The organism is Rhodococcus oxybenzonivorans (genome assembly GCF_003130705.1).
Classification (GTDB): Bacteria; Actinomycetota; Actinomycetes; order Mycobacteriales; family Mycobacteriaceae; genus Rhodococcus_F; species Rhodococcus_F oxybenzonivorans.
This window is the reverse complement of the sequence record NZ_CP021354.1, coordinates 484,925-497,053: the sequence shown is the minus strand read 5'-3', so window position 1 is coordinate 497,053 and position 12,129 is coordinate 484,925. Positions and strand designations below refer to the sequence as shown.

The 12,129-nt window shown below is 64.0% G+C and carries 10 protein-coding genes and 1 pseudogene; 8 read left to right on the top strand and 3 right to left on the bottom strand.

Annotated features, from left to right (window positions below; all coding sequences use genetic code 11):
• Window positions 1-6: 6 nt before the first annotated feature.
• Both CBI38_RS02440 and CBI38_RS02435 read right to left on the bottom strand, forming a co-directional pair.
• Entirely contained in the window at window positions 7-1,095 is a 1,089-nt protein-coding gene (locus CBI38_RS02440) for an NAD(P)H-dependent amine dehydrogenase family protein (RefSeq protein WP_109326098.1), read from the bottom strand.
• 76 nt (window positions 1,096-1,171) lie between these two features.
• Window positions 1,172-2,181 (bottom strand): annotated as a pseudogene (locus tag CBI38_RS02435) (Rieske 2Fe-2S domain-containing protein).
• 195 nt (window positions 2,182-2,376) lie between these two features.
• Here CBI38_RS02435 and CBI38_RS02430 point away from each other — a divergent pair.
• Complete coding sequence (locus tag CBI38_RS02430; protein WP_418328357.1) at window positions 2,377-2,931, top strand: TetR/AcrR family transcriptional regulator; 555 nt, start codon at window positions 2,377-2,379, stop codon at window positions 2,929-2,931.
• A gap of 11 nt (window positions 2,932-2,942) precedes the next feature.
• Here the strand turns inward: CBI38_RS02430 and CBI38_RS02425 are convergent, their stop codons facing one another.
• Entirely contained in the window at window positions 2,943-3,614 is a 672-nt protein-coding gene (locus CBI38_RS02425) for a TetR/AcrR family transcriptional regulator (RefSeq protein WP_109326094.1), read from the bottom strand.
• A 145-nt stretch (window positions 3,615-3,759) separates the two neighbouring features.
• On the opposite strand from CBI38_RS02425, the gene CBI38_RS02420 reads away from it, so the two are divergent.
• From CBI38_RS02420 to fadD11, 7 genes are read left to right on the top strand one after another with little or no spacing between them, the layout of a single operon-like run.
• A complete protein-coding gene (locus CBI38_RS02420) occupies window positions 3,760-5,295 on the top strand; it encodes a flavin-containing monooxygenase (RefSeq protein ID WP_109326093.1) in 1,536 nt (511 codons plus the stop codon).
• On the top strand, window positions 5,292-6,206 hold the full coding sequence (locus tag CBI38_RS02415) for a metal-dependent hydrolase (RefSeq protein ID WP_109326089.1): 915 nt from the start codon (window positions 5,292-5,294) through the stop codon (window positions 6,204-6,206). The genes CBI38_RS02420 and CBI38_RS02415 overlap by 4 nt, the downstream gene beginning before the upstream one ends.
• Before the next feature lie 15 nt (window positions 6,207-6,221).
• Complete coding sequence (locus CBI38_RS02410) at window positions 6,222-7,322, top strand: PDR/VanB family oxidoreductase (protein ID WP_109326088.1); 1,101 nt, start codon at window positions 6,222-6,224, stop codon at window positions 7,320-7,322.
• The gene (locus CBI38_RS02405) at window positions 7,319-7,831 is read left to right on the top strand and encodes an SRPBCC family protein (protein ID WP_109326083.1); all 513 of its coding nucleotides are present in this window, start codon (window positions 7,319-7,321) and stop codon (window positions 7,829-7,831) included. Before CBI38_RS02410 ends, CBI38_RS02405 begins: the two co-directional genes overlap by 4 nt.
• Window positions 7,828-9,312, top strand: coding sequence for an aldehyde dehydrogenase family protein (locus CBI38_RS02400; protein WP_109326082.1), 1,485 nt, complete (start codon window positions 7,828-7,830; stop codon window positions 9,310-9,312). Before CBI38_RS02405 ends, CBI38_RS02400 begins: the two co-directional genes overlap by 4 nt.
• A gap of 2 nt (window positions 9,313-9,314) precedes the next feature.
• A complete protein-coding gene (locus tag CBI38_RS02395; RefSeq protein WP_109326081.1) occupies window positions 9,315-10,274 on the top strand; it encodes an SDR family oxidoreductase in 960 nt (319 codons plus the stop codon).
• Complete coding sequence (gene fadD11, locus CBI38_RS02390) at window positions 10,271-12,118, top strand: fatty acid--CoA ligase FadD11 (protein WP_109326080.1); 1,848 nt, start codon at window positions 10,271-10,273, stop codon at window positions 12,116-12,118. The genes CBI38_RS02395 and fadD11 overlap by 4 nt, the downstream gene beginning before the upstream one ends.
• Window positions 12,119-12,129: the final 11 nt, after the last annotated feature.

Below are 12,129 nucleotides of genomic sequence, written 5' to 3'. Positions count from 1 at the left end.
AGGTCGCTATCTCACAAAGCGGCCGGCGAATCCGCGCAGTGGCATGTCGGCACTTGTTCTGATCCCTGGCGCCGCCGCGACGATACTCCGGAGGGAGTTCAATGCCGGCAGTCCGGTAACGGTCATACCGATGGATGCAAAGTCTTCCGGGTTATCGAGGCGTACACCGGGTTTGGGAAATATCATGTGTTTGCTGTAGATATTCGGGTCGCCGGTGATCTGGGTGATGTAGCAGCCCTTGATGTTCCAGCTCGGATCTGTGTGTGGTGTCATCTGCCACTCGAGGTGGGACTCGATGCGGGGTACACCGTCGACCATGCCCTGGTACTTGACGTAGTTGGCACCCAGAGACCCTTTGGGCATCCGATACCAGCCCAGGTCGACGTCCTTCGTGCAGGCGCCGAGCTCGTAGGTGAACGTCACCTCGTCGAGCTCGAGGTCGAAACAGTCAGCCATCATGTACACGCTGTCGGAGAACACGCGGGTGTACTTCTCCAGGGATCCCGCGATGCTGGGGTCGTCGATCGGTTTGCCGTAACCGACTTCCTTCCACGTTTCGACCGAGTGGTGACAGGACACATCTACCGACTCGATCACGGTGACGTTCTCGATCTCGGCCACATCCGCGGAGTGGACAACTCCGAGGATCTGACAGAGTCCCGGGTTCATTCCAGTGCCGTAAAAGGTGGACCCGCCACGCTGACAGGCTGCCTCGAGAACCTCGGTGACCTTCCTCCCTGACGGGTGTGGATGGTTTCTGTCGCGATGATGACCGGTGATGAAATCTGCGGTGGTGACGATATTGATGCCCGCCTCCAGGACGCGTTCGTAGAGCGCCTCGTCGGGAAACACTCCATGGAAGGTCAGCACATCGGGTTGTGCGGCGATGATCTCCTCGATCGTTCCGGTCGCCGTCACCCCGATCGGCTCGAGTCCGGCGATCTCGCCGGCGTCCCGGCCGATCTTATCGGGCGAATAGCAGTGCAAGCCTACGAGTTCCAGGTCTCGGTGGGCGCTGATTCGTTTGATCATCTCCGAACCTACGTTGCCGCTCGCGACCTGGAAGACGCGGATCGGTGCGTGTGTCGTGCTCATTGGCGGGAAAGTGCCTTTCTGGGAATCTCACGAACGGAACTGGTGCCACTGGCGGACATGATCGGAGTGACTCACGTCACCGAACTGCAGTGGCGGCCTTCGATTCGACATCGGCGGGATAGAACTGGTTGGCCCACTTGCGAAGCGCGGTAAAGCCCTCGAATTCCGAACGCGACAAGGCAGGAGGATCGGAGTAGCGCTGGTGTTTCCAGATATGGATGTCGTTTTGAAACTGCTCGATGACTCCCTGTGCGTGCTTGCGGGCCCGGGAGGGGGTTCGGCGCATCCGTCACCGGGGCGACGACCGATCCACACGGTGAATCGGACATCGGAGGTCGATTCGTCGATCGGGGTAACCGCGGTCAACGTCCGGTTGTCGATCATCCCCCAACTCTTCGTGGCGGCAACTCCGACTCCGCTGTTGATCGCTTGCACACCGCTGTTGACCTCGTCGGCCGGTACGTCGTCGAACGCGATGGTGAAGTCGACGTAGGACACCGGCTGGTCGAAGTCGTGGCGGGTGAACTCGGGAATGAGCGGCGTGTTGTGCACGTACTTGAAATGCGCAAAGTCCACGCCGTTCTCCATCACGTACTGCGGATGGATCTCCAGGCCGGTCTCGAACAGGGTGCTGTAGCCGTACGCAGGGTAGTAGTCGGCGCCACTGTGCCCGTCGTCGAACCCGGAGAGGGCGTCGGCGACGTCGAAGTACGGCGCGCGCCGATCCACGTCGTGCCAGATGAAGACCGATTCACTATGTTCGGTGACGGGGTACGTGCGGATTCGCCGGCCCTTGTTCGGCTGCTTCTCGTAAGGGATACATACGTTGCGCCCCTGCATGTTCCATTCCCAACCATGGAAGGGGCACCGCAGAATTTCGCCATCGACGGTGCCGCCGTAGCCCAGGTGCGCACCCAGGTGTTCGCAGTAGGCGTCCATGACGGTGACCTGCCCCGACGTGGACCGCCACGCAATCATCTCGGTGCCGAAGTACTTCATCCGAACGACTTCCCCGGCGCCGATCTCGGCGGACCACGCGACCTGGAACCATCCAGTCGGCTTCATCGGCAGAGGTGTCTTCGCCATTCGGAACCCCTCTTCTACGATTCGACCCTCGACGAAATCATAGAGGGTTCTACGACTATTTGATAGAGGGTTCTGTGAATTCACGCAAGTGGAGTCGTTCGGCGCATCGCGCGTGCTACTACCATGGGCGAGGTGACAGAAACGGGCGTGGCAGGCAGGCGCAGCAACAAGCGTGGCTTGGCAACCCGCGAGAGCATGCTCGATGCCGCCGTACGGTCGCTGGCGTCCGGTGATCCGGGCGCGGTCTCGGGCAACCGCATCGCCAAGGACATCGGCGCAACCTGGGGGACAATCAAGTACCAGTTCGGCGACATCGACGGGTTGTGGGCCGCAGTGCTGCGCCACACCGCCGAGCGTCGGGGTGACATGCCCGCGAGTGCGCCGGCCACTGCCCCACTGCGAGAACGGGTACGGGCCATCATCGACAACATGTACGACGGGCTCACCGGCAGCGATTCACGGGCGATCGAAACCCTCCGCGCAGCCTTGCCGCACGATCGCGAAGAGTTCGAACGGTTGTATCCGTCGACCGCAGCCGAGTTCGCGTCCTGGAGACAGGCCTGGCTCGACACCTGTCATCGCGCTTTCGCCGGTCTCCACGTGAATCCGGACCGCGTGACCGAGGTGGCTGCATTCATTCCCGGCGCGATGCGCGGCATCACCTCGGAGAAACAACTCGGGACGTACACCGATCTGGACCTTGCCAGGCGCGGGCTCACCAACGCGATAGTCGCCTACCTCGAGCCCTGATGCTGCTCGAACTACGGTGACCGTTCACCGGCTTCGAGCGGAGTGCTGTCGACATTGATCTGAGCCTCGATCACGAGCGAGACGTGCTCGACTATGCGCCGCTTGGAGATTCGCGAGCTTCCGGCGAGCCAGTGCTGGTACAGGAACGCCAGCGCACCGAAGATCGCGATCGAGTTGAGCGCAATGGTGAGGGAATCAGGTTCGGCGCTGTCGCTCAATATTTCCAGCGACGCGGCGATCGGGGCGGTGAACTCCTTGACCAGCTGCTCGCCGCGCTGAGCGAGTTCGGGGACGCTCTGGGACTCGACGAACATGATTCTTCCGCGGCGCCGATCAGTTGCGACGTAGTCGGTGAAGGACCGCACGACGTGCCTGATCAGCTCCCGTGGCTCCCCCGGAGCTGTCCCCAGCGCGGCGATCAAGGTGTCGCGGGCGCCGAGGACGACCCGATCCAGAACGGCGATCAGCAGTTCGTCCCTGTTCTTGAAGCTCTCGTAGAAGTACCTCTCGGTGAGACCCGCGCGGCGGCAGGTGGCGCGCATCGTCGTCGCGGCCGCACCCTCCGTGCCCATGATGTCCAGACCGGCCTCGATCAGCTGCTCATGACGTGCCGCACGGCGATCCTCGGGCTCCCGGCCCCGCCACTTCCGGGGCGCGCCGCGGGAGGTCTCGGTCTCGGTCATACCTACATCGTCTCATTGTCGTGCCTGCGCGACCCTCCGACAGAACACTGCAGGGCCTAATGTTGACATCATACGCTGTTGACATTGACTGATGTCACTTCTAATGTCAGGCCATACGGCGGCATCGACGAGGAGGACGCCCCACATGGTCAGCGCTACACAACCGGTTGAATGCCCGGTCCACGACAGTCGCGAGAAGGTGCATGTACTCGTCATCGGCGCCGGGTTCGGCGGGCTCGGAACGGCGATGCAGCTGAAACAAGCCGGCATCGACGATTTCGTCGTGCTCGATCGAGCGAGTGAGGTTGGTGGAACGTGGCAGGTCAACACCTACCCAGGGGCCCAGTGCGATATCCCGTCGATCCTGTACTCGTTTTCGTTCGCGCCGAATCCGAACTGGACGAGGTTGTACCCGCTGCAGCCTGAAATCCACGACTATCTGCGCGCCTGCGCCGAGGACTTCGGGATAGTGCCGCATCTGCGTCTGAATTGCGAGGTGCGGGACGCGACCTGGGACGACGCCGCGCAGGTCTGGCACGTGACGACCGATCAGGGGAGCTGGGAAGCCAGAATTCTCGTGGGGGCCATGGGTCCCTTCAGTGAACCGGCAGTCCCGGACCTACCCGGACTCGACAGCTTCGAGGGCACGGTCTTCCACTCCGCGGCGTGGAATCACGAGCACGATCTGTCCGGTGACAGAGTTGCCGTCGTCGGAACCGGCGCGTCGGCAGTGCAGATCATTCCGCGAATCCAGCCGATCGCCGGATCGTTGACGGTGTTCCAGCGGACTCCGACGTGGATACTCCCCCATCCCGACCAGCCGATGACCGGATGGCCCCGGACACTGTTCGAGCGGATACCCCTCGTCCAACGGCTCGCACGGACCGGACTCGATCTGGTGCAGGAGGCGATGGTCCCGGGGTTCGTGTATCGACCCGCACTGCTGAAAGGTCTCGCGAGCCTCGGCCGCGCGCACCTCAAACGCCAGATCCGAGACCCGGAACTGCGACGCAAGCTCACTCCCACGTATGCCTTCGGGTGTAAGCGTCCGACGTTCTCCAACGCCTACTATCCGGCACTGGCACAACCGAACGCCGCGGTGGTCACCGAGGGAATACGGGAAGTGCGACCGAACGGGATCGTGACCGTCGACGGCACGCTGCACGAACTCGACACGATCGTGATGGGCACCGGCTTCAGGCTGACCGACAATCCGGCGTTCGACGTGGTGCGCGGGCGGGACGGCCGCACGTTGGCCGAGGCCTGGGACGGCAATGCCCGGGCCTATCTCGGCACGACGATCAGCGGCTTTCCCAACTTCTTCATGCTGCTCGGCCCCAATTCCGTCACCTACACCTCCCAGGTGGTGACGATCGAGGCCCAGGTGAAATACATCCTGAGCGCTCTGCAGCAGATGGAAGCGCAGGGAATGGCAAGCATCGACGTCCGCCCGGAGGTGCAGCAGGCGTTCGTGGACGACGTGGACGAGCGTTTGCAGAAATCGGTGTGGAACGCCGGCGGCTGTGCCAGTTACTACCTGAGCGGTGAAGGCCGCAACTTCACCTTCTACCCGGGTTTCAACCGGAGTTTCCGTGCACGCACCCGGCGGGCGGACCTCGCCAAATACGTCACCCGACGAGCGGGAATCTCGTCGCAACCGACAGTGAGGACAGCAGGATGATGACCTTCCCCCGCATCGGACGGAAACCGGTGGTCGACCCCGCAGGCGCGCGCCGGTACACGGACGAATCCCACGCAATCACGGCTCGTGACGTCGAGTTCAGCTGGGAAGGAGTGCCTTTGCACTACATTCCCGGAGAGCCGATGGCAACGCACGTCATCAACTTCATGCACCTGGTCCTTCCCGAAGGGGAGCGTGCAATGTCCGCGACCCTGGCCGAGGCACTGCCCCTGATCGAGGACGAACGACTCCACGAGGAAGTAGTGGGCTTCGTGGGCCAGGAGGCGACCCACGCCGCCTCGCACAAGGGGGCACGCGAGCATCTCGCGGAGCTCGGCATGGACATTACGCCGATGTCGCGCAAGATGGACTGGCTCGTCGACCGGATCCTGGGTGATCGCGGGTTGTCGGGCCGCGCCAAACGGGCCTGGCTGTGCGAACGGTTGGGCCTGTTCGCCGCCATGGAGCACTACACCGCTGTCGTCGGCGAGTGGTTGCTGACCGACCCGGCCCTCGAGAAGGCGGGCATGCACCCGGTCATGCTCGACATGGTCCGGTGGCACGGCGCCGAAGAGGTCGAGCACCGCAATGTCGCTTTCGACGCCTTCATGTACGTGGACGGCAGCTATGCGCGGCGGGTGCGCACGGCTCTGATCGCCAGTTTTACCCTCATCGTCCTGTTCCTGTCGTCGATGAACTACTTGTTCCGAGCGGACCCGTCCACCGAGAAGGGGCGCTTCTGGCCGCTGCAGTTGATCAGCGCGATCCGGCGCGGATTGGTGCCGAACCTCAAATTCTTGGTGACGGAGATTCCGCCATACCTGCGCCCCAGCTTCCACCCGTCGCAGATCGGCGACATGGATATCGCGATGCGCTACCTCGCACAGTCCCCCGCAGTCAACCGCTCCTAGCGAGAGAGACCACTCATGATGACGACCCACTCGGACGGGATCGACGACCCCGCCTCCGACCGAACCGAGTTCGAGCCCACTCGAGCGCTCCGGTTGGCGGCGCAGGCAACGGTCGCGTACCGGCACGTCTTCGCGGCGAGCCGTGCCGCATCGTGGCTGTCACGACCGAATCCAGTACGCAACAATGGATTCGGCATGACCCTCACCATCGACGAGGTGAGGCAGGAGGCGGAGGACGTGGTCAGCCTCACCTTGACGTCGCCCGACGGAGGCACGTTGCCGTCCTGGATTCCGGGTGCTCACCTCGACGTCTTCCTGCCGTCGGGCCGGCAGCGTCAGTACTCGTTGTGCGGTGACCCCGACGATCTGTCGTCGTACCGCATCGCCGTCCGCCGCATCAACGGCGGCCTGGGCGGTTCGAAGGAAATCCACGAGACGCTCGAAGCCGGGGACCGCGTGCGCATACGCGGTCCGCGCAATGCCTTTCCGTTGGTGACTGCCGACTCGTATCTGTTCATCGCCGGCGGTATCGGAATCACACCGATCCTGCCGATGGTGAGAAAGTGTCACGAGCGGGGACAATCCTGGCGACTCGTGTATCTCGGCCGGTCGCGCACCACCATGCCGTTCCTCGACGAACTCGCGCGATACACCGGCCGGGTCGAAGTGAGACCGGACGACGAATCCGGCCCACCCGACATCACCGAGATTCTCACCACCGCGGAACCGGGTGCAGCCGTGTACCTGTGTGGACCGACACCGCTGATGACCCCTGCACGCGGTGTCATGCACACGCTCAACCCGACCGGCTCCCTGCACACCGAACGGTTTTCGGCATTGCCTGTGGTCGATGGGCACCGGTTCGACGTACGCCTCGCGAAACAGGGAACGACCGTATCGGTGGCCGAGGACGAAACCGCGCTGACCGCGATACGCCGTGAAATCCCAGGGGTCGCCTACTCGTGTCAGCAGGGCTTCTGTGGCACCTGTCGAGTGCGGGTCCTCGCCGGAGACGTCGAACACCGCGACCGCATCCTGACGGACGCCGAGCGACAGGACTCGATGTTGATCTGCCTTTCTCGCTCTGCCGGCGGACCTCTGGTGATCGACCTATGACGCGCTGGTACCCGCTCGCCGCCGCAGACGACGAGTTCCTGAAGACCGCCAGATTCCGAATCGTGCACGTCGTCTACTTGTCGACGGACCCTGCACACGTGTGGAGTGTTCTCACCGCCCACGACGCATTGGTGTCCTGGTCGTCGCTCATCACCGCAAGCGACTGGACTTCACCTCGACCCTTCGGCATCGGCACCACAAGGACGGTGACACTCGGTCACGGTGCAGCGGCCCTGCGGGAACGCTTCTACCGCTGGGAAGAGGGCAGGCAGATCACCTTCACCGCCGAAAGCGCGTCCAGGCCCGGCTTCCGTCGGTTCGCCGAAGACATCACGCTCGACCCGCACCCGGACGGCACTCGGCTCACCTGGACTTTCGCTATGGAGACCACGCCCATGCTCACCCCGTTGATCGCGTGGTCCCAGCCGGTCCTCCGCCGCGTGACGCGTGGATGGGCGCGCGGCCTCGCCCACAAGGCACTCGACCATCCGAAGGGTGCATCTCGATGACCACCACCACGGCTGCAGATTCCACCTTCGATGTGATCAGTCCGGCAACGGGACGGGTTGTCGGCGTTCACCCCCTCGGTTCGACACGCGACGTCGATGACGCCGTAGCCCGTGCGCGTGACGCCGCCGACTGGTGGGCCTCACTGGGATTCGACGAACGAGCCCACAGGCTCGATGCCTGGCGTGGCATCATCGCACGGCGGGCAACGGAACTCGCGGACCTCGTCCACATGGAAATGGGGAAGCCACGCGCAGACGCGATGCTCGAGATCGCGATGGCCTTGGAACACCTCGCGTGGGCGGCGAAGAACGCCGGCAAGGTACTTCGCCGGCGCACTGTCCGCTCGAGCGCGCTCACCCTCAACCAATCGGCCAGTGTCGAATACCTCCCCCTCGGGGTGGTCGGTGTGATCGGACCGTGGAACTACCCGATCTTCACTCCGCTCGGGTCGCTGTCGTTCGCCCTTGCAGCCGGGAACACAGTGGTCTACAAGCCGAGCGAGTACACCCCAGGCGTGGGGGTGTGGCTGGTCGAGGCCTTTACCCAAGCGGTGCCGGAACATCCCGTGTTGCAGGTCGTCACCGGCGACGGTTCCACGGGAGCTGCGCTGTGCCGATCCGGCGTGAACAAGATCGGATTTACCGGGTCCACCTCGACCGGCAAGAAAGTCATGGCTGTGTGCGCGGAAACGCTCACCCCCGTCCTTATGGAATGCGGCGGCAAGGACGCACTGATCGTCAACTCCGACGCGGACCTCGATTCTGCGGCTGATGCCGCTGTGTGGGGTGGGCTGTCCAATGCCGGACAGACCTGCCTCGGGGTCGAGCGGGTGTACGTGCACGAGAGCATTTTCGACCAATTTCTCGACAGAATCGTGGCCCACGCGTCCCGCATTCGTGCGGGCTCGGACATCGATGCGCACATCGGCCCGATCACCATGCCCTCGCAGGTCGACGTCGTCCGTCGCCACATCAACGATGCGATCGACAAGGGCGGGCGGGTGGTGCTCGGCGGGCCTGACGCGGTCGAGGGCCAGTTCGTGCAACCCACCATTCTCGTGGACGTGCCGGAGAACAGCGTCGCGGTAACCGAGGAAACCTTCGGCCCCACCCTGATCGTGTCGCGAGTTCGGAATATGGACGAGGCCGTGGAACGGGCCAACTCGAGCCGATATGGTTTGGGTCTCAGCGTCTTCTCACGCCGGCACGGCGAGGACATCGCGCGGAGGATTCGCACCGGTGCAGTCTCCGTCAATTCTTACGTTCTCTACGCGGCCGTTCCAGGTCTGCCCCTGGGCGGGGTCGACGATTCCGGATTCGGTCGCGTCCACGGCCCGGACGGCTTGAAGGAATTCACTTTTCCACGGGCCATGACCCGACAGCGCTTCCCTTCTGTTCTGCCGCTCACGACATTCCGGCGCACACGATGGGTCGACTCGCTCGTCCGCTTCCTCATCACACTGCTCCACGGAAGGAACTGACGATGGCGACCTTCAGGAAGCGATCGGCAGTCACCCGCACACTGCGTGACCTGGGACTGCCACTACCCGGCAAGGGGGCTGAATACGACGTCGCAGGCAAAGTCGTCCTGATCACCGGCGGCGGCGACGGCATCGGATTGGCCACAGCCCGCACACTGCACGCCCGCGGAGCAACAGTCGCATTGATCGACATCAACCGATCCGCCCTTACCGCAGCGGAATTCGTACTCGGAAGGCAACGCGTCTCGACTCTGGTCGCCGACGTCCGCGACCGGGACGGCATGAGTGCAGCCGTGCAGGAGGTGATCGAACGGACAGGACGGCTCGACGTGGTCATCGCGAACGCCGGAGTGACACCGCCCCCGGCCACTCTTCGCCGAATCGACCCCGCCGCCTTCGATCGGGTCATAGACATCAACCTCACCGGAGTATTCAATACCGTCCGTCCGGCCGTCGACGAAGTGATCGAACGGCGTGGCCACATCGTCGTGGTGTCGTCCGCGGCTGCGTTCGCTCCCGGACTCGCCGGTGCGTCGTACATGATCAGCAAGGCGGCCGTCGAGCAACTCGGCCGGGCTCTGCGCCTCGAACTCGCAGGCTATGGCGCCTCCGCCGGTGTCGCCTACTTCGGCATGGTGGACACCCAACTGGCTCGCGCAACGCTGGACGACGACGAGCTCGGTCGGAAACTCGATGCCCGCCTGCCGCGGCCGTTGCGGCGCCGTATCAGCGCCGAGGACGCCGCGACCGTCATTGCCGACGCCATCGCCCGACGCGCCGGACGCACCCTGGCGCCCGCGGCCTGGCAGCCCTGGGCGCTCGGGCGCGGACTCGTGAATGTCTTCGCAGACGGCTACCTCGCTGCCGACCACGACTGCCACGAGCTCATCCGTGAACTCGAGGCTCGACCTGCCACCTCAACCGCTGCCGGATCACCCCCCTCCACCAGGAAGATGCCATGACCCCGACTCGAGCTCCTATCACCTTGTGCGAGGCGTTTCAACGCGTCGCAGCCATCGAACCCGAATCGATCGCGCTCCGCACCGTGGGCGGCACCGAAGTACTCACCTGGCGGGACTACGCGGAACAGGTACGGGACGTGGCAGCCGGGTTCGCCGGGCTCGGCGTCGGGCGCGGGGACACCGTGGCACTCATGATGGGAAACCGCCTCGACTTCTACCCGGTGGACGTGGGTGCCCAACACGTCGGTGCCACCTCGTTCTCGATCTACAACACCTCACCGCCGGACGCCATCGCCCATGTCCTCCGCAATGCGGGAGCGAAGGTGGTCGTGTGCGAGGCGCAGTACGTCGAACGAATCAGAGAATCCGGCGTGCAGCCCTCGCGGATCGTCGTCGTCGATGGCGACTCGGCGACCGCACCCGCCGGAACCCTCTCGTTGGACGAGATGAAAACGCTGCGTCCCGCAGACTTCGACTTCGACTCGGCCTGGCGAGCCGTGCAACCGGACGACGTTGCCACGCTCATCTACACCTCGGGGACGACCGGAAATCCCAAGGGCGTCGAATCGACACACGCCGCGTTACTGTTCGAGGCCAGCGCAGTGCGCGAGATCCTGCCGATCGAATTCGGCGACCGGATCACCTCGTTCATGCCATCCGCGCACATCGCCGACCGGATGACCTGTCTCTACTTCCAGATGGTCTTCGGCACCGAAATCACCGTTGTCGAGGAGATCTCACAGATCGCCGCCGCCCTCCCCGATTGCCGGCCGACCATCTGGGGTGCAGTCCCACGCGTCTGGGAAAAGCTCCAGGTCGCAGTGGAGCGGGCGGTAGCCGACGAGCCGGAGGAAACCCGGCGCCAGGGATTGCAATGGGGCCTCGCGGTGGGCGCCCGCCGGTTTGCGATGCTGCGGGCCGGCCAACCCGTACCCGCGGAACTCGAAGCCGAATTCGTTTCTGCAGAAACGCGAGTGCTGGCGCCGCTGCGGGCGCAACTCGGATTCGACGCCCTGAAGTGGGCCGTATCCGGCGCGGCCCCCATCCCCGCCGACACCCTGGCATTCTTCGGCGCGCTCGGTCTGAACATCTCGGAAATCTGGGGCATGTCGGAATTGACGTGCATCGCGAGCGCCGCTCCTGCGGACCCCACCAAACTGGGAACGGTCGGCAAAATCGTTCCCGGCATGGACATGCGGATCGCCGACGACGGCGAGCTGCTCGTCCGCGGCCCGCTGGTCATGAAGGGGTACCGCGGCGAGCCGGAGAAAACGGCGGAGGCAGTCGACGCTGACGGATGGCTGTCCACGGGAGACATCGTGACCGTCGACGACGACGGATTCCTCACCATCATCGATCGAAAGAAAGAGTTGATCATCAACTCTTCGGGCAAGAATATGTCACCAGCCGGGATCGAGAACGCGATCAAGGCCCAGTCCTCGCTCGTCGGTAACGTTTCCACCATCGGTGATGCCCGACCGTACAACACCGCACTGATCGCGTTGGACCCCGACGCGGCAGCACGATATGCGGCTCAGCTGGATGTACAGGCGGATGCCGCGACTCTGGCAGCACACCCCGCTGTTGTCGCCGTGGTCGCCGAAGCTGTCGCCGCAGGAAATGCCCGCCTCTCGCGGGTCGAGCAGATCAAGAAGTTCACTATCCTTCCCTCTTTCTGGGAGCCCGGCAGCGACGAATTGACCCTCACCATGAAGCTGCGCCGCAAACCCATCGCCGCGAAATACGCTGCCGAGATCGAGAATCTCTACGCCCAGCCGGCACCCGAGGGTGTCCACGAAGCCGCGCTCCGTCGCGCCGACACGGCGCCCGCAGTCGCAGGCTGACAGCACCTTTT